The organism is Streptomyces sp. NPDC001890 (genome assembly GCF_042891445.1).
GTDB lineage: Bacteria > Actinomycetota > Actinomycetes > Streptomycetales > Streptomycetaceae > Streptomyces.
The window spans coordinates 12,023-30,015 of the sequence record NZ_JBIATE010000004.1 but is presented as its reverse complement, the minus strand read 5'-3'; the positions used below and the strand labels follow the sequence as shown (position 1 = coordinate 30,015).

General features: G+C 71.9%; 12 protein-coding genes. 6 read left to right on the top strand and 6 right to left on the bottom strand.

Annotation, left to right across the window (positions count from 1 at the left end; translation table 11 throughout):
* Nucleotides 1-30: 30 nt before the first annotated feature.
* From ACFYY1_RS14680 to ACFYY1_RS14670, 3 genes are all read right to left on the bottom strand, one after another.
* On the bottom strand, nt 31-1,845 hold the full coding sequence (locus ACFYY1_RS14680; RefSeq protein ID WP_388584789.1) for an LCP family protein: 1,815 nt from the start codon (nt 1,843-1,845) through the stop codon (nt 31-33).
* Between the two features lie 223 nt (nt 1,846-2,068).
* Nucleotides 2,069-3,328, bottom strand: a complete 1,260-nt coding sequence (locus ACFYY1_RS14675; protein WP_388584788.1) for an LCP family protein — start codon at nt 3,326-3,328, stop codon at nt 2,069-2,071.
* A 181-nt stretch (nt 3,329-3,509) separates the two neighbouring features.
* Nucleotides 3,510-4,262: a TIGR03089 family protein gene (locus tag ACFYY1_RS14670; protein ID WP_388584786.1), complete on the bottom strand. Its 753-nt coding sequence runs from the start codon at nt 4,260-4,262 to the stop codon at nt 3,510-3,512.
* A 137-nt stretch (nt 4,263-4,399) separates the two neighbouring features.
* On the opposite strand from ACFYY1_RS14670, the gene ACFYY1_RS14665 reads away from it, so the two are divergent.
* The 3 genes from ACFYY1_RS14665 to ACFYY1_RS14655 all read left to right on the top strand — a co-directional run bounded on the left by ACFYY1_RS14665 (nt 4,400) and on the right by ACFYY1_RS14655 (nt 8,258).
* On the top strand, nt 4,400-5,860 hold the full coding sequence (locus ACFYY1_RS14665) for an N-acetylmuramoyl-L-alanine amidase (protein WP_388584784.1): 1,461 nt from the start codon (nt 4,400-4,402) through the stop codon (nt 5,858-5,860).
* A 119-nt stretch (nt 5,861-5,979) separates the two neighbouring features.
* Nucleotides 5,980-7,071 (top strand): sugar phosphate nucleotidyltransferase, encoded by a 1,092-nt coding sequence (locus tag ACFYY1_RS14660; RefSeq protein ID WP_388584782.1) that lies wholly within the window; start codon nt 5,980-5,982, stop codon nt 7,069-7,071.
* Between the two features lie 188 nt (nt 7,072-7,259).
* Complete coding sequence (locus tag ACFYY1_RS14655) at nt 7,260-8,258, top strand: DNA-3-methyladenine glycosylase family protein (protein WP_388584780.1); 999 nt, start codon at nt 7,260-7,262, stop codon at nt 8,256-8,258.
* Nucleotides 8,259-8,444: 186 nt separating this feature from the next.
* Here ACFYY1_RS14655 and ACFYY1_RS14650 read toward each other — a convergent pair whose 3' ends face one another.
* From ACFYY1_RS14650 to ACFYY1_RS14640, 3 genes are read right to left on the bottom strand one after another with little or no spacing between them, the layout of a single operon-like run.
* Nucleotides 8,445-9,755, bottom strand: a complete 1,311-nt coding sequence (locus ACFYY1_RS14650) for a coenzyme F420-0:L-glutamate ligase (RefSeq protein WP_388584778.1) — start codon at nt 9,753-9,755, stop codon at nt 8,445-8,447.
* Nucleotides 9,752-10,708, bottom strand: coding sequence for a 2-phospho-L-lactate transferase (gene cofD, locus ACFYY1_RS14645; protein ID WP_388584776.1), 957 nt, complete (start codon nt 10,706-10,708; stop codon nt 9,752-9,754). Before cofD ends, ACFYY1_RS14650 begins: the two co-directional genes overlap by 4 nt.
* A 13-nt stretch (nt 10,709-10,721) precedes the next feature.
* The gene (locus ACFYY1_RS14640) at nt 10,722-11,261 is read right to left on the bottom strand and encodes a cysteine dioxygenase (protein ID WP_388584774.1); all 540 of its coding nucleotides are present in this window, start codon (nt 11,259-11,261) and stop codon (nt 10,722-10,724) included.
* 717 nt (nt 11,262-11,978) lie between these two features.
* On the opposite strand from ACFYY1_RS14640, the gene ACFYY1_RS14635 reads away from it, so the two are divergent.
* The 3 genes from ACFYY1_RS14635 (at nt 11,979) to ACFYY1_RS14625 (ending at nt 17,984) form a co-directional block, all read left to right on the top strand.
* The gene (locus tag ACFYY1_RS14635; RefSeq protein WP_388584772.1) at nt 11,979-12,242 is read left to right on the top strand and encodes a WhiB family transcriptional regulator; all 264 of its coding nucleotides are present in this window, start codon (nt 11,979-11,981) and stop codon (nt 12,240-12,242) included.
* Between the two features lie 322 nt (nt 12,243-12,564).
* A complete protein-coding gene (locus ACFYY1_RS14630; protein ID WP_388584769.1) occupies nt 12,565-16,452 on the top strand; it encodes a glycosyltransferase in 3,888 nt (1,295 codons plus the stop codon).
* Complete coding sequence (locus tag ACFYY1_RS14625; RefSeq protein ID WP_388584766.1) at nt 16,449-17,984, top strand: DUF5719 family protein; 1,536 nt, start codon at nt 16,449-16,451, stop codon at nt 17,982-17,984. The genes ACFYY1_RS14630 and ACFYY1_RS14625 overlap by 4 nt, the downstream gene beginning before the upstream one ends.
* Nucleotides 17,985-17,993 lie beyond the last annotated feature (9 nt).

Sequence of the window (17,993 nt, the reverse complement as noted above, 5' to 3'; positions counted from 1 at the left end):
AGACTCGTGGTTCCGCGCAGTGACCCGGTGTCACTTGGCGCACTCTGCCTTGTCGGCGTTTGCCTGCTGAATGTCGGTCGGCACCTTCGCCGGCCCGGTGATGGGTGTGCCCGCGCCCTTGAAGTCGTCCCCCAGCGTCAGCACCATCGCCTGGAGCCCTTCGGCGTCCGTGGTGCCCTGCTTCATGGCCGAGCCGGGCAGGCCCATCATGGCGGCCAGGGCGCGGGCCTGGTCCGCCTGGTTCGGCGCGTACTCCAGCGTCGTCCTCGCGGCCTTCGCCGGGGCGTTGGCCTTGTTGGTGGACTTGAGCACACCCTGCTCGTTCTGGAGCCAGGTGACCGTCGCCTGCGCGGCGCCGGGCACCTTGCCGCCGTTGTACACATCGACGCGTACGTCGGCGGCGGCGGCCTTGGAGCCCTTGAGGAGCGCGTCCTGCTTGCTCTTCGCGTTCTTCTTCTTCGACTTCACCTCGGTCAGCGAGGTGTCGTCGCGCATCATGGCGAACAGCTGCTCGGCCTTGGCCTCGTTCAGCACGACGGTGGCCTTGACCTTCTCGGCCGGGTTGTCGAGCACCGGCACCGTGGTGAAGGTGATGTTCTTGGTGTTGACCTTGCTGAGTTCCGTGGCCAGCGAGGCCAGCTTCTTCCCTGTGCCGATGCCGGTGTCGACGGTGAGCGCCTTGGTCGCCGCGTCCGCCAGTTTGAAGAGCTTGGTCGGGCTGGTCAGGGTGTCGTCCGACTGCATCTGCCGGATCATCGAGGCGATGAACTGCTGCTGGATCTTGATCCGGTCCAGGTCGCCCTTGTTGCCGAAGCTGTGCCGGGTCCGTACGAACGCCAGGGCGTCCTCGCCCTGGATGCGGTGCTCACCGGCCGGCAGGTCCAGGTGCGAGTCCGGGTCCTTGACCGGCTTGGCCAGGCAGATCTCGACCCCGCCGACCGCCGTGGACAGCTCCTTCACCGCGTTGAAGTCGACCATCATGAAGTGGTCGACCTTCAGGCCGGTGATCTCCTTGACCGTTTCCATGGTGCAGCCGGCGTTACGGCCCTCCTGGCCGAGGCTCTGGTTGAAGCGGACGCTCGGCGTGCCCGGGATGACCTTCTCCGAACCGTCCGGCTGCTTGGTCTCGCAGTCCGGGATGTCGGTGATCAGGTCGCGGGGGATGCTCAGCGCCGTCGCGTTGGTGCGGTCCTCGGAGACGTGGAAGAGGATGTTGGTGTCGGCGTGGCCCACGCTGCCCTTGTCGCCGTAGCCCTCGTTGCCCTTGCCGGTGCGCTTGTCGGTGCCGATGATCAGGATGTTGATCGGGGCGTCGTTGTCGAAGACGTTCTTGTTGCCGGACCCGCCCACGTCGACCGTGTTCAGGTTGCCGTTGAAGCGCTGGTACAGCGCGTACCCGCCCACCGACAGACCGACGAGCACGAACGCCATCGTGCCGCCCGTCCACAACAGCGCCTTCTTGCGGCGGGCCTTGGGGGCCTTGCGGCTGCGGCGGCCCGCCGGACCGGAACTCTCCTGGCCGCGCGTGCCGCCCGCCGAACGGCGGCCGCGCTGCCCCGGTACCTCGCGCGCCGAACCCGTCTCCTGGCCGTCGCGGGCCGGATTCCGGCGCTCGCCCCTGCCGTCGCGGGATGCGCTTCTGCGTCCGCCGCCACTGTCCCGGGCCGGCCTTCTCCCGGCCGACCCTCTGCTATTGGGGACACGCGGGCCGGAAGTACGGGAAGACTCTCCCGAATCCCCTCCGGAATGATTCAGTCGCAGTTCGTAATCGCCGGTTTGCGGGTTGAGTACCCACTGGTCTGCGGGGTCGATTCCGTCCGCCCGCCCACGGCTTTGCGCATCCACGGTTGCTTGAGTCCTCCGTCGGTGCCACGCGAGGCGCCTCCCCCGATCAGGCGCTCGATCTTTCGCTCCAGAAGTGCGCGGCCAGGAGGCCGGCAGCACCGGATCGCGTCACACTATCGGCCCAGTTCGACGTCGAGCGACGTGCGTGACAAATTCCACGGTCCTTACAACTGGTCATACTGCTCATTACACGCCGATCACCGGCTTCTGTTTGGGAATTGCTTTACTGCTTGCACAGGTCCGCCGCCGCGTTGTTGCCCGAATAGGTCGGCGTGGGAGTGGGGCCGGAGGCGTCCGGGGTATCGGTCGCGGCATTGTTTTTCCTGTTGTTCTTCTCGTCGTCATGCTTGAGCCGGTCCGCCGGGACCACGGCGACCGGATCGTCGTCGCGCAGTCGCTTGAAGAGCCGGTTCGCATCGGGCTGTACGAGTTCGTCCCGGTTCCGGTTGGCGGCGTACGGCTGCCGGGGCACCGTCAGGAACTGCACCTTGTCGGTCGGTACGTCGCGCATGCCGCGCACCAGTTCGTACATGTCCTTGAGGCTGTCCAGCCCGGGATCGGTGGTCAGCGCCTTGGTGGCCGCGTCCAGCACCGGGTAGAGGCGGGTCGGGTTGAGCAGGACGCCGTCGCTCTGCACCTTGTTCACCAGCGCGCCCAGGAACTGCTGCTGGCGATCCATTCGTTCGGTGTCACTGCCGTTGCCGATTGACTTCCGGGCCCGTACGTACCCCAGCGCCTGCTCGCCGTCGAGTGTCTGACGCCCGGAGGGGAGCTTCAGATGGGCGTCGGGGTCGTCGACCGGCTTCTTCAGGCAGACCTCGACCCCGTCCACGGCGTCCACCATGTCCTTGAAGCCGTTGAAGTCGACGACCATGTGGTGGTCGATCCGGATGCCGGTCATCTTCTCGACCGTACGGATCGTGCAGGCGGTGCCGCCGAACTCGAAGGCCCAGTTGAACTGGGCGAATTGCTTCTTCGTGGCCGTGCCGTCCGCCCGGTGGCAGACCGGGATCCACACCATCAGATCGCGCGGCAGGGACATCGCGGTGGCGCTCTTCCGGTCCGCCGCGAGGTGGAGCAGGATCGTGGTGTCCGATCGCTGGCTGCCGCCGTCGTCACGGCCGTACTTGCGGTTGTCGCCGGCCCGGCTGTCCGAGCCGATGAGCAGGATGTTCTCCGCGTCGCGCACCACGGAGGCGGGCCGCTCCCGCTCGTACATCTTGAGTTCGGCGGCCGCGGAGGTGTCGGTCCTGATGTTGCCGTCGAGCTTCTTGTACAGCCACCAGCCGACGCCCGCCGCGACCAGGACGACGAACGAGGCGCCGAGCGCGGTCCAGCGCAGCCAGTGGCGCCGGTGACCGGCCGCGGCTGCCGGGGTGGCGCCGGTTCCGTCCCCGGAGCGCGATTCGTTCCCGGACCGCGATCCGGTCCCGCCCGCCGCCGAGTCGTCGGAGTCGTCCGGCGGGCCGGCGCTTTCGCTCACGTCTGCGTCCATCCTTCACGTTCGGCGGCGCGTCGGGCCGCCGGTCGCAGAAGTAGACGGCTGAACCTCACGCTTGGTTGTGTCTCCGGTGGTCAGTACCGCCGATCATGTACCGGAGTTGACGTGAAGCCCCGAGGACTCGGCCCGGCTTGCGCCGGACGAGTGGTCCTCAGCGTGCTTGTCATACCGCGCTGTTGGTGACCCGTTCGCTCTCGACGCGCTTGGCCAGTTCCGCTTCGCCCAGCTGGTCCAGGTGCCGGCACAGGACCACGGAGCCCCCGGCGGCCAGCGGCGCGAACAGCCCCGCGGCCAGCCCCTCCCAGGTGTCGTACGAGCGCCCCGTGAGCAGCCGCGATCCGGCGGTCAGGCCGAGCGCGTCCGCGTCCTCGCGGGCCCGCGCCACCACCTGCGCCGACGCCAGCTCGACGCCGCCCACCGCCAGCGCGGGGGCGTCCGGGTCCACGGGAGCGAACGGCGCGAACCGGTCGCCCTGGCTCGGCACCTCCACCGCGTAGTCCGCGAAGCCCTCGGGCGTCCGCGGGAACCTGCCGCCCAGCGGGCGCAGCGCCAGGGCGACCCGCTCGCCGCGGCAGGCCCGCGCGGCCTCCAGTGTGTCCGGGCCGCTGACCACGAGGTCGGCGCCGGCCGGGTCGCCCTGCACATCGGCGATCACGCCGACCGAGGAACAGGCGAGCAGCCAGACCGCGGACTGCCAGTGCGCGGGCAGCAGCAGGGCCAGCCGGTCGCCGGGCTCCGCGGCGAGATCGCCCTGGAGGAGATTGGCGGTCTTGGCCACCCAATTGGCGAAGGTGGCCACCGACAGTTCGACGCGTTCTCCGGTGGCGTCGTCGTAGAAAGTGACCAAGGGGCGGGCCGGGTCCGCGGCGAGCGCGGAACGCAGCAGGTCGGCAGGGGTTCGGTCGGTGGCGTTCATCCGCGCAAGATTACGCGGCGGTGGCGGGCCCGGCGGGACGGAGGAGCGGCTGCTGCACCGGATCGGCAGACGGACCGTCAATTGCACGGAGCCGTCCAGGTGGCCGTAGTTGCGTGTGTATGCCCAGGATTATTCGTATGCGTCCCTTCATTGCATCCTCGATCGGTGTCACCTGTGCGGCCGTACTCGCGCTGCCGCTGGCCGTGCCCGCGGGCGCCGCCCCCGACACCAGCACCGTCCCCGCCGAATCCGCCGAGCCCGCCGAGCCCGTCGACGTGCCGGGCTCGACGCAGTCCCTGCCGATGCGGACCCTGCCGGCGCCGTCCGACCGGTCCACCGGCGAACCCACCCGCGCGGCCGCCCCCGAACAGGGGCTGCCCGAGCGCGAGGTCCACCCCTTCTCCCTGGTCGGCGTCGTCTGGGACGACGCGGACACCGAACTCCACGGCACCGTCCAGGTCCGCACCCGCGCGACCGGCACCGGCGAGTGGTCCGACTGGCAGGACCTGGAGACGCACAACGCCGAGCACTCCGCCGACCCCGGCACCGCCGAGCGCGATTCCGGGGCCGTACGGGGCTCCACCGCCCCGCTCTGGGTCGGCGACTCGGACGCCGTCGCGGTCCGGGTACGCCCCGAGGCCCCGGACCCGCAGGACCGGACCGGCTCCGCCGTACCGCTGCCCGGCGGGCTGCGCCTCGAACTCGTCGACCCCGGCGAGGACCCGCAGCAGTCCGCCGCGACCGGCGACGAGAACGAGCCGGGTGTCCAGGCCGGACCGGGCGCCCAGGCCAGGCCGGGTGTCCAGGCCGAGCCGGGCGCCCAGGCCAGGCCGGGTGTCCGGACCGAGCCGGGCGCCCAGGAAGTCGCCACCGACGACACCGCGGACGGACGCACCGCACCCCTCTCCCCAAGCGTGCTCCCCGCCCTGAGCAAGGCTCAGTCCGAGGCGCAGGGCGAGGCAGAGGCCGGCCTCGCGCCCGGCACCCGGCCGTACATCGGCCCCCGCCCGCGCATCGTCACCCGCAAGGGCTGGGGCGCCGACGAGAAGCTCAGGGAGAGCAAGTTCGTCTACACCAGCACGGTCAAGGCCGCCTTCATCCACCACAGCGCCACGGGCAACAACTACAAGTGCTCCCAGGCGCCCTCGGTCCTGCGCGGCATCTACCGCTACCACGTCAAGAGCAGCGGCTGGCGCGACATCGGCTACAACTTCGCCGTCGACAAGTGCGGAAACATCTACGAAGGACGGGCAGGGGGCGTCACCAGGGCCGTCCTGGGAGCACACACGCTCGGCTTCAACACCGACAGCATGGGCATCGCGGTGCTCGGCACCTTCACCCAGTCCAACCCACCCGCCGCCGTGGTGAACGCCGTCGCGAAGCTCACCGCCTGGAAGCTCGGGCTGTTCGGCGCCGACCCGCGCGGCAAGGCCACCCTCGTATCGGGTGGCGGGAACAAGTACAAGAAGGGCAAGAAGGTCAAACTCAACGTCATCTCCGGTCACCGGGACGGCTTCGCAACCGATTGCCCCGGAGCGCGTCTCTACAAGAAACTCGGCTCGGCCCGGACCAGCTCCGCCAAGCTCCAGGGCCGCTGAACGGAACGGGAAGCCGCTGCGGACCGCTGCGGGCCGCTGACCGGGGACGACCGAACCGGTCTGCATACACTGGCCAGCCGAAACCAGGCCAGGCCCCAGCAGGAAGCAGAGTCAGTGCTGTGACAGAGGCAAAAGAAGCGATCCTCCTGGTCGGCGGGAAAGGAACCCGGCTGCGCCCGCTCACGGTGCACACGCCCAAGCCCATGGTTCCGGCAGCGGGCGTTCCGTTCCTCACCCACCAGTTGGCGCGCGCCCGTGCCGCCGGGGTCGAGCACATCGTGCTCGCGACGTCGTACCTGGCAGAGGTCTTCGAACCGTACTTCGGCGACGGCTCGTCGCTCGGCCTGCACATCGAGTACGTCACCGAACGCGAACCGCTCGGCACCGGCGGGGCGATACGCAACGTCGCGTCCCGACTGACCTCGGGCCCGGACGACCCGGTCCTCATCTTCAACGGTGACATCCTCACCGGCCTGGACATCCGGGCCCTGGTCGCCTCGCACACCGAATCCGGAGCGGACGTCTCCCTCCACCTCACCCGCGTCGACGACCCGCGCGCCTTCGGCCTCGTACCGACGGACGGCAGCGGCAGGGTCACCGCCTTCCTGGAGAAGCCCGAGACGCCCGAGGAGATCGTCACCGACCAGATCAACGCGGGGGCGTACATCTTCCGCCGCTCGGTCATCGACACCATCCCGGCCGGCCGCCCGGTCTCCGTCGAGCGCGAGACCTTCCCCGGACTGCTCGCCTCCGGAGCGCACCTCCAGGGCATGGTCGACTCCACGTACTGGCTGGACCTCGGCACCCCGCAGGCCTTCGTACGCGGCTCCGCCGATCTGGTCCTGGGCCGCGCCCCGTCCCCGGCCGTCCCCGGCAGGTGCGGCGAGGCACTCGTGCTGCCGACGGCCTCCGTCGCCGACGACGCCAAGATCAGCGGCGGCACGGTGGTCGCGGAGGGCGCCCTGATCGGCGCGGAAGCCCGGATCGACGGCTCCGCGATACTGGCCGGCGCGGTCGTCGAACCAGGGGCCGTGATCAAGGACTCGCTGGTCGGAGCGGGTGCCCGGATCGGCAGCCGTACGGTGCTCACGGGCGCGGTGATCGGGGACCGGGCCCGGGTCGGCGCCGACAACGAACTCCGCGACGGCATCCGGGTCTGGTGCGGGGCGGTCCTCCCGGACGCGGCGGTGCGCTTCTCCTCCGACGAATAGGACGAATAGACGGTGCGCTTCTCCTGCGACGAAGAGAAGGTGCCCTTCTCCCGCGGCGGATGGCCCGATCCCCTGCGACGCACCGCCGACGCACCGCCGACGCACAGCCCGGCGCCGCCCGACGGGCAGCCGGTCACCGGCCGCAGCGCTTACCCTCGACAGGCAACCCGACGACCGAGGACCTCACCGTGGCAGGACGATTCGCACCCCGCAGCGCCCCCCGCGCGGCCGTCCCGCACCAGGCGGCGGCCCCGGCGGCGGACGCGCTGACCCGTGAGTGGACCCCGCCCGGCCCCTTCGACCTGCGCCTCGTCGTCGGCCCACTGCGCCGCGGCCCCGCCGACCCCACGTACCGGATGACCGGGGACGGCACGGCCTGGCGGGCCAGTCGCACACCCGCCGGCCCCGGCACCCTCCGCCTCACCGCCCGGGGCGGCCGGATCGAGGCGGTGGCCTGGGGCCCCGGCGCACCGTGGCTGCTGGACCGGCTCCCGACGCTGCTCGGTGCGACGGACGACCCGGACGCCTTCCGCCCGCGCCACCGCCTGCTCGCCCTGACCCGGCACCGCCGCCCCGGCCTGCGCCTGCTGCGCACCGGCCTGGTCATGGAGTCCCTGATCCCCTCGATCCTGGAACAGAAGGTCACCACCGACGAGGCCTACCGCGCCTGGCGGCTCCTGGTCCGGAAGTACGGCACCCCGGCTCCCGGCCCCACGGACCACGCCGCGTTCACCGCGCTGGGTCTGCACGTCATGCCCGATGCCCGCACCTGGGCCCTGATCCCGTCCTGGGAATGGCACCGCGCGGGCGTCGACGCCAAACGCTCGGGCACGATCCTGCGCGCGGTACGTGTGGCCCGCCGCCTGGAGGAGGCGGCGGGCATGGAACTCCCGGAGGCCATGGCCCGTCTGGAGCTGGTCCCCGGCATCGGCCCCTGGACCTCGGCCGAGACGCTCCAGCGCTCGAACGGCGCCCCGGACGCGGTCACCGTCGGCGACCTCCACCTTCCCGGCATCGTCGGCCACGCCCTGGCGGGCAACCGGGACGCCGACGACGAGGAGATGCTGGCCCTGCTCGCCCCGTACGAGGGCCAGCGCCACCGGGCGACCCGCCTCATCCTGCTCTCGGGCCACACCCCGGCCCGCCGCGCCCCGCGCATGCCCCGGGGCGACATCGCCCGCCTGTAGAACCCGCCGGGCCACGCCCACGAAGCCCCCCCAGCGCGCCTCGACGAACCCGCCGGGCCACGCCCACGAAGCCCCCCCAGCGCGCCTCGACGAACCCGCCGGGCCACGCCCGCGAAGCCCCCCAGCGCACCTCGACGGACCCGCCCGCACCGGTGCAGCCCCGCCCAACGCACCTCGGTGGCCCCCTCAGCGCACCTCGATGAACCCCTCCGCGTCCCGCCCCGGCCGCGCCGCCGGGTCGGCCGCCGCGCGACCCACCGCCACCGCACCCAGCGGATCCCAGCTCTCCGGCAGCTCCAGCACCTCACGCACCACGGAGCGGCAGAACATCGTCGACGACACCCACGCCGAGCCCAGCCGCTCGCCCGCCAGTGCCACCAGGAAGTTCTGGATGCCGGCCCCCGCGGCGACCACGAACATCTCGCGCTCCGCCGTGTCCCGCCGCTCGTCCCCGTACGTGTGGGAGCCGTCCATCACCAGGCACGGCACCACCAGATACGGCGCCCGGCGCAGCACATCGCCCCGCCGCACCCGCTTGGCGATCGACTCCTCGTTCTTCCCGTCGCGCCGCAGATCCGCGATCCACGCGTCCCGCATCGCGTCGAGCAGCCGGGTCCGCGACTCCTCGGACTCCAGCAGCACGAACCGCCACGGCGTCGTGTGATGCGGCGCGGGCGCCGTCACCGCCGCGGCCACGGCCCGCCGCACCGCCCCCGGGTCCACCGGATCGTCGGTGAACTCGCGGACCGTGCGCCGCAGGGTCACCGCCTCCCGCACCGCCTCCGACGTACCGAGCCGGAACATGTCGTCGGCCGCGACCCGCACCAACGCGCGGGCGCCGCCGGCCTCCGCCGGGTCCACCACATGGCCGAGGCCCCGCACCACCGCGACGGGCAGCCCGTCCGCCTTGCCCTTGACCAGGTCACCGGCCGAGGCCAGCTCGTCGGCGGTGGCGACCACGGTGGCGCTCAGCGGATTGCCGTACGCGTCCGTGCCGCCGCGCAGGTCGTCCAGCACCCGGACCCCGGCCGCCCCGATCGCCACATCGGTCAGCCCGCTGCGCCACGGGCGCCCGAAGGTGTCCGTGACGACGACCCCGACCTCCACGCCGAGCGTGTCCCGCAGCCCGTCACGGATCGCCCGCGCCGAGGCGTCCGGATCCTCGGGCAGCAACAGCACCGTCCCGGCGGGGGTGTTCGAGGCATCGACCCCGGCCGCGGCCATGACCAGGCCCTGCCGGTTCTCCACGATCCGCAGCATGCCGCGACGCGCCACCACCCGCACCGTCTCGGCGTCGATCGCCGCCTCGCGGTCGGTGGCCTCGACGATCCGGCCCTCCGCCTTGGAGACGATCTTCGAGGTGACCAGCAGGACGTCGCCGTCGACCAGACCCGGCCCGGTCGCGGCGATCAGCTTCGCCAGATCGTCCCCGGCCCGCACCTCGGGCATCCCGGGCAGCGCCCAGACCCGGTACGAGGGCGCCCCGTCGGCGCTCACGCCCGTACCTCCTCGGCCAGCGCCAGGGCCTGCCGGGCCATTTCGGCCGTCGCGTCGGCATCGGTCATCATCAGCGGCACGGAACGGCAGCGGATGCCCGCGGCCTCCACCTCGCCGACCGCCCCGGCGTCCACCGTGTCGACGAGCCAGCCGTCGAGCAGCCCGGAGCCGTAGTGCGTGGCCACGGCCGAGGCCGTCGACTCGACGCCCACCGCGGCGAGCACCTTGTCCGCCATGCCGCGCACGGGCGCGTCGCCGACGATGGGGGAGAGGCCGACGACCGGCACCCCGGCCTCGGCGATGGCCTCCCGGATCCCGGGCACGGCGAGGATCGTCCCCACCGACACGACGGGGTTGGACGGCGGGAAGAGGATCACGTCCGCCCCGGCGATGGCCTCCAGCACCCCCGGAGCCGGCTTGGCCTGGTCGGCGCCGACCGGCACGATGGCCTGCGCCTCGACCGAGGCACGCAGCTTCACCCAGTACTCCTGGAAGTGGATCGCCCGGCGCTCGCCGTCCATGTCGACCGCGACATGCGTCTCGACCCGGTCGTCGGACATCGGCAGCAGCCGGACCCCCGGCTTCCAGCGCGCGCAGAGCGCCTCGGTGACGGCGCTCAGCGGATAGCCCGCGCCCAGCATCTGCGTGCGGACGATGTGCGTCGCGAAGTCACGGTCGCCGAGGCCGAACCACTCCGGCCCCACGCCGTACGCCGCGAGCTCCTCCTTGACGTGGAAGCTCTCGTCCGTACGCCCCCAGCCCTGCTCCTCGTTGATGCCACCGCCGAGGGTGTACATCACGGTGTCGAGGTCGGGGCAGACCTTCAGCCCGAACAGATGGATGTCGTCACCGGTGTTGCCGATCACCGTGATGTCCGCGTCGGGCGCGGCCTGCTTGAGGCCACGCAGAAAACGAGCACCACCGATACCGCCGGCCAGAACCACAATGCGCATGCACAGCAGTTTGTCAGGCGGGTACGACATCCACGGCCGCCGGGGCGCACTGCGCCGCGTGCATCGGCATCTCGGTCAGCCCCGGGTAGTAGATGTGCAGACTGACGGCCGGTTCGAAGGAGTCGTTGACCACTTCGTGCGCATAACCGGGCGCGAAGACCCGCTGGGCGCCGGAGTCCAGCGCCCGGGTGGCGCGCTCGGTGCGCTCGGTCAACCGGCCTTCCAGCACCGTCAGTACGCCGGAGGACGGACCGTGGTCGTGGAGCCCGCTGCCCTGACCGGGCACCCAGCTGAGCAGCCAGACCTCGTAGCCGAGTGGGGCCTCCCCTGTTCGCGCGGAGCCGAGAGCTCGGGGAACGCTGCGCAGGCGGTGGTACCAGCGGGTGGTGGTGTCGTACCGGACGAGCGGTTCCCACTGTGCGCGGTCGGCCGCGATGGTGCGGGCGAGCCCGACGAACTCGGCCACGGTGGCGGGGTGCTCGCGAGCGGGCTGGAGGAGGTGCTGGACTTCGAGGATGTCGCCGGCGATCTGGAGGTCGCTGTTGCTGTTCATGGATGAGGTGGTTCCTCGGCATGGGGGGTGCATGTGCGGGGTGTCACGGAGACCGGAGAACCTCGGCCACGCGGAGACGAAGAAGCGGGGAGGAGAAGAATCCCGCTGACAGCGCTGCGGAGAGGTTCTGCGAGAGGAGCGGGGTCGGAGCCGGCGCCCTGGGGGCATCAACAGCTGTGACAGCTGGAACAGCAACAGCGGGCCTGGACAGCGGTGCGGAACCCACGGACGTGGGTGGCGTACATCGCGGCGGTCGCTGGCATGAAGTCAAGGAGACCGGCTGAGTACTCCGCTGTCAACCTGATGGCCGATTGGGGGGCAATGTTTCACCTCATCCGGTTGCCGGGAGTGGAGAAAGGTTTATGCACCCATCGCGCCGGTGATGTGGCGCATCAACCGTGCCCTCAAACGTCATTGAGGCGTCGTGACCCGAATGTGATCTTGGTCGCTTCGGTGGTCGAATCGCAACATCGGGGCGATTCCGGTCGTCTCACTCAGCGAGAAGCGGGGGCGCGGCGGGACTTATGGCATATGTCAGGTTTTTGGTGATTTGCACACTTTCCGCATAGGCTTGGTTCCGCAGGGTGAATCCCTGGGCCGATAGCAGATCCCCGCTTGACTGGCCTGGAGCTACACACTTGTAATTTCACTCGTGTCGTTCGGCCGCAATCAGTAACGGCCGCATCACGGGACGCAAGAGACAGACGAGGGGCGCACATGACCGAGCTGTTCCATCAACTGCTGGTCGAGGACGCGGACGAGGAACTCGGCTGGCAGGAGCGCGCACTGTGCGCCCAGACCGATCCCGAGTCCTTCTTCCCCGAGAAGGGCGGATCCACCCGCGAGGCCAAGAAGGTCTGTCTCGCCTGTGAGGTCCGGTCCGAATGCCTTGAATATGCCCTTTCCAATGACGAGCGCTTCGGTATCTGGGGCGGCCTCTCCGAACGCGAACGACGCCGGCTGAAGAAGGCCGCCATCTGAATCCGAGGCCGCTGCCCGGCAACCCGGAGGCAGCCGCCCGACAACCGGACATCCGGACCACGAACGCCATGTCCGGACCACGAACGACCATGGCCCGCCGCCTGCATCCGACCCGCAGACGACGGGCCATCGCCGTACCCGCCGCGGCTCCACCCCCGCCCGGCCGCGGCCCCGTTCGAGCGCTCGGCGCCATCGCGGTTATCCGTACCGTTAGTGTGGGGCCCCGTCCGAGACGCGCCAACGCCCCGACAGGGCGCGCGTGTACACCGATGCAGCCCCCGGGGTGACGCCCCCCGGACCCGGCCGGAGGGCCCGTACCTCGATGTCCGTGCACAGCCAACCGGCGGCGCCGTACGCGGCCGCCGCCACCCCAGAGTTCCCCCGGCACGTCGTCACCGCCGTGCTCGTCTCCCACGACGGCGCACGCTGGCTGCCCGACGCGCTCGCCGGGCTGCTCGGGCAGGAACGCCCCGTACAGAACATCGTCGCCGCCGACACCGGCAGCGCCGACGACTCCGCGCGGCTGGTCACCGAGGCGCTCGGCGCCGAACGGGTCCTGCACCTCGCGCGCCGGACGAGCTTCGGCACCGCCGTCGACGAGGCGACCCGCACGGCCCGTGTCCTCACTCCCGAGGACCTGCCGTACCTGAAGCGTCCCAGCAGCTGGGACCCCGTCAGCAGGAGCTGGCGCGACGACGCCTACGACCTGCCCGAACTGCCGCACGGCGAACCGGTGCAGTGGCTCTGGCTGCTCCACGACGACTGCGCCCCCGAGCCCGACGCGCTCGCCGAACTGCTGCGCGTCGTCGACACCGACCCGCACGCCGCGATCGTCGGCCCCAAGCTCCGCGGCTGGTACGACCGCAAGCAGCTGCTGGAGGTCGGTGTCTCCATCGCCAACAGCGGACGCCGCTGGACCGGGCTCGACCGCCGCGAGCAGGACCAGGGTCAGCACGACCAGGTCCGTACCGTGCTCTCCGTCTCCACCGCCGGAATGCTGATCCGCCGTGACATCTGGGAGGAGCTCGGCGGGTTCGACCGCAGGCTCCCCCTGATGCGTGACGACGTCGACCTGTGCTGGCGCGCGCACGTCGCCGGACACCGGGTGCTCGTCGCCCCCGACGCCGTCCTCAGGCACGCCGAGGCGGCCGCCCGCGAGCGCCGTCCCATCGACTGCGCGGGGCGCTCCGTCGCCTCCCCGCACCGCGTCGACAAGGCCGGCGCCGTCTACGCGATGCTGGTCAACGCCCGCGCCAAGGTGCTGCCCTGGGTGATGCTCCGGCTCGTCGTCGGCACCCTGCTGCGCACCCTCGCCTATCTCGTCGGCAAGGTGCCCGGCCAGGCACTCGACGAGGTCGCCGGGTTCTTCGGCACCCTGCTGCGGCCCGGCCGGATCCTCTCGGCCCGGCGCAGCCGCGGCAAGGGCGCCGTGGACCAGGCCGAACTGCGCGGCCTCTTCCCGCCGCCCGGCGCCACCGTCCGCGCCACCGTGGACCAGGTCGCCGGGAACTTCGGCAGCTCCGACGCCGATTCGGGCGGCTCCCGGCACGGCGCCGTGGAGTCCGGCCCCGGCGGCGACGACGCCGACTTCCTGGAGATCGAGCAGTTCGCGCGGCTCAAGCGGATCGGGCGCAAGCCCGGCCCGATACTCTTCGCCCTGCTGCTCCTCGTCTCGCTGGTCGCCTGCCGCGACCTCCTCGGCGGCGGAGCGCTGGCCGGCGGCGCCCTGCTGCCCGCCCCCGCCGACGTCGCCGACCTGTGGAGCAAGTACGCGGACGGCTGGCACACGGTCGGCACCGGCGGCACACAGACCGCGCCGCCCTACCTCGCCGTGATCTCGGCCCTGTCCGCGCTGTTCCTCGGCTCGACCGGCTTCGCGCTCACGCTCCTGCTGGTCTGCTCGGTCCCGCTCGCCGGACTCACCGCCTACTTCGTCTCCCGGCCGCTGCTCGAATCGAGGCTGCTGCGGGCCTGGGCGAGCGTCGCGTACGCCTTCCTGCCCGCCGCGACCGGCGCCCTGGCGACCGGCCGCCTCGGCACCGCCGTACTGGCCGTGCTGCTCCCGCTGATCGCCCGCGCCGCCGTCTCCGCGCACGGCATGCGCGCCGCCGGTGACGCCCGCGGCAGCTGGCGCGCCACCTGGGCGTACACCCTGCTCCTCACCTTCGCGATGGCGTTCACGCCGATCGTGTGGCCGCTCGCCGTGGTCCTCGGCATCGGCGTGCTCGTCCTGCGGCGCGACGACATCACCGCCTACGGGCTCCGCTTCCTCGCCGCGATCGGCACCCCGCTGCTCGTCCTCGCGCCCTGGTCGCTCTCGCTGCTGACCAGCCCGTCCGGCTTCCTGAAGGAGGCGGGCCTGGACATCGGTACGGGCACGGCCTCCGCACTCGACCTGCTCGGCATCAGCCCCGGCGGCCCCAAGGCCGCGGGCGGCGTGCTGCTGCTCGGCGTCGTGCTGGCCGCGCTGGCCGCGCTGCTGCGCGGGGAGCGGCAGTTCGCGGTACGCACCGCGTGGGCGGTCGCGCTCGTGGCCCTGGTCTTCGCCGGGCTGGCCAACGGCTCGGGCTGGGCCGGACCCGCCACCCTCGTCTACGGCATCGCGCTGATCGCCGCCGCACTGGTCGGCGCGGACGGCGCCCGCATCCGCGTCGCCGAGCTCAGCTTCGGCTGGCGGCAGCCCGTCGCCGCACTCATCGCCCTCGCCGCCGGGCTCGCCCCGGCGCTGGCCGCCGCGAGCTGGATGATCGGCGGCGCGTCGGGCCCGCTGGAGCGCCGCGACCCGGTGCAGGTGCCCGCGTTCGTGGCGGAGGAGAGCACCACCCGCGACCAGCCGCGCACCCTGATCCTCGGCGGCACCTCGCCCGCCACCGTCTCGTACACCCTGGTCCGTGGCTCCGGCGCGCGGCTCGGTGACGCCGAACTGACCGAGGCGGGCGGCAGCAACAGCCACCTCGACAAGGTCGTCGCCAACCTGGTGGCGGGCTCCGGAGCCGACCAGGGCAGTCAGCTCAGCGGCTTCGCGATCCGTTACGTGCTGGTCCGCGACGGCGCCCCGAAGCAGATGAGCCGGATCCTCGACGCGACCCCGGGGCTCAGCCGGCTGAGCCAGCTGGACGGCAGCGCGCTGTGGCGGGTCGACCGCCAGGTCGCCCGAGTGATGATCATGCCGTCCGGTACCGACGGGGAACCGCTGCCCGTCGGCTCCCTCCCCGTCGAGGCGCACACCGAGGTTCCGGCGGGCGGCTCCGGCCGCGTGCTGCGGATCGCGGACGCCGCCGACCCCGGCTGGCAGGCCACGCTCGACGGCCGGGCGCTGACCCCGAAGACCGTCGACGGCTGGGCCCAGGGCTTCGAACTCCCTGCCGAGGGCGGCACGCTGGACCTCACGTACGACACCCCGTTCACCCACACCGCCTGGATCTGGACGCAGTCGGCCCTGGCCGTCGTCCTGCTCGTCCTCGCACTGCCCGGCCGCCGCCGGGAGATCGACGACGACCTGCCCGAGGAGACCGTGACGGTCCCCGCGGAGCCGGTCGCCGGCGAGGGACGCCGGGCCCGCAGGCTCCGCGCGGCCGCCCAGGCGGAAGCGGAGGCGGGAACGGAGGCCGGCCCGGACGGGGAGGTGCCGGACGCGCCGGGGCAGTACATCCCGGAGCAGCAGCCGGGGGAGTACGACCCCGCCCGACAGGCCCCCGCCCGACAGGCCCCCGCCCAACAGGCCCCCGCCCAACAGGCCCCCGCCCATCAGGTTCCGGCCCATCAGGTTCCGGTCCAGCAGATCCCCGAGCAGCAGGCGCACCGGGGCGACGGCCAGGACGCCTTCGCCCCGCAGACCGACGACGGCCAGTACGCGGCCGTGCCGCAGCAGCAGTACGGCGAGCAGCAGCAGTACGGCGAATGGGACGCACAGCAGTACCAGGACGCCGGCTACCAGCAGTACCAGGGCGAGCAGTACCAGGACGGTCAGGACGGCCAGTACGGGACGCAGCAGGACCACCTCGCCGCCGACCCGTACCAGCAGAACGCCTACGACCCGTACGGCTACGCCCAGCAGCAGTACGACCCCCAGGGCCACTACGGCGGGCAGGGCCAGTACGACCCGCAGGGCCAGTACGACCCGCACAGCCCCCACAACCCCGACGAGAACCCCGCCCCGGGCCAGAACCCGTGGCCGACCGGTAACGCATCGCGAGGCGAGTCCGAGTGAAGTCCACCAGCCTGTCCCTCATCGCGGGCACCGTCGCCCTCGCCGCAGTCACCGGATTCGCCGCGCTCACCGCGCCCGGCGACGGGGGCGGGGCAGAGGCGAAGACCGCCGCACGGCTGCCGGTGGAACGGTCCAGCCTGCTCTGCCCGTCCCCCGGTCTCGCGGACCTCGCGGAGACGACCTACACCTCCTTCACCCCGGCGGGCGGCGGCGGCAGCGGCGGCGAGGCCGGCCAGGCCGAACTGCAGAAGGCCACCTCCACCACGGCCGACGGCGAGAAGAAGGAAGAGAAGAAGAAGGACGAGAAGAGCGAGAAGAAGAAGGCGGATCCCGGAAAGCCGGTCGTCTCGCTCAAGGAGCCCGGCAAACCGGCCGTCGCCGAGGAGTCCGGCTCCGGCACCCCCGCACTGGTCGGCACCGCCACCGGCCGGCTGGCCCCCGGCTGGACCACCCAGCAGACCACCATGGTCGAGGCGGGCGGCTCCCGCGGCCTGCTCGGCGTCAGCTGCACCAGCCCTGACACGGACTTCTGGTTCCCGGCCGCGAGCACCGCGAAGTCCCGCGACGACTACGTCCACCTGACCAACCCGGACGACACCGCGGCCGTCGCCGACATCGAGCTGTACGGTCCTGACGGCTCGCTCAAGTCCGATGCCGGCGAGGGCACCACGGTGCCCCCCCGGTCCAGCGTCCCGGTCCTGATCTCCACGCTCACCAGCGAGGCGACCGAGGACGTCACCGTCCACGTCACCACCCGTACCGGACGCGTCGGCGCGGTCGTCAGGACCGCGGACGAGAAGACCGGCAGCGACTGGCTGGCCGCCTCCGCCGACCCGTCGGGCACCCTGGTGCTCCCCGGTATCCCCGCGGATGCCACCTCGGTCCGTCTCGTGGCCTTCGCGACAGGCGACGACGACGCCGATCTGACGGTGAAACTGGTCGGCAGGACCGGCGCGATCTCCCCGGTCGGGAACGAGGCCATCCACGTCAAGTCCCGGATGACCGCGGGCGTCGACCTGAAGGACATCACCAAGGGCGAGGCCGGCTCTCTGCTCTTGACCCCGGCCAAGGCAGGGAAGAACCCCCGGGTGGTCGCCGCACTGCGCGTGGTCCGCGGCACCGGCGACAAGCAGGAGGTCGGCTACATCCCGGCGACCGGCCCGGTGGGCGCGCGGGCGACCGTGGCCGACAACCGGGACAAGGGCTCGGTCCTCTCGCTCACCGCGCCGGGAGCCACCGCCACGGTCAAGGTCACCGCGTCGGCGGGCAGTGGGGGCGGCGAACAGACCGTCAAGAAGTACACGGTCAAGGGCGGTACGACGCTGGCGGTCACCCCGCCCGTCCCGTCCGGGCTCAAGGGCGGCTACGCCCTGACGGTCGAGACGGAGTCGGGCGGTCCGGTCCACGCCTCGCGCACGCTCACCGTCACACAGGGCGGCATCCAGATGTTCACCGTGCAGACCCTGCCGGACGACAACGGAACCGTGGAGGTGCCCACGGCCGAGCAGGACCTGTCGGTCCTCGACGACTGAGCGGGACGG

Excerpts from the sequence above, each read along its gene's own strand:
- ACFYY1_RS14630 (WP_388584769.1), top strand. The coding sequence starts at position 12,565 with ATGTCCGTGCACAGCCAACCGGCGGCGCCGTACGCGGCCGCCGCCACC.
- ACFYY1_RS14635 (WP_388584772.1), top strand. The coding sequence starts at position 11,979 with ATGACCGAGCTGTTCCATCAACTGCTGGTCGAGGACGCGGACGAGGAA.
- cofD (WP_388584776.1), bottom strand. The coding sequence starts at position 10,708 with ATGCGCATTGTGGTTCTGGCCGGCGGTATCGGTGGTGCTCGTTTTCTG.
- ACFYY1_RS14665 (WP_388584784.1), top strand. The coding sequence starts at position 4,400 with ATGCGTCCCTTCATTGCATCCTCGATCGGTGTCACCTGTGCGGCCGTA.
- ACFYY1_RS14640 (WP_388584774.1), bottom strand. The coding sequence starts at position 11,261 with ATGAACAGCAACAGCGACCTCCAGATCGCCGGCGACATCCTCGAAGTC.
- ACFYY1_RS14670 (WP_388584786.1), bottom strand. The coding sequence starts at position 4,262 with ATGAACGCCACCGACCGAACCCCTGCCGACCTGCTGCGTTCCGCGCTC.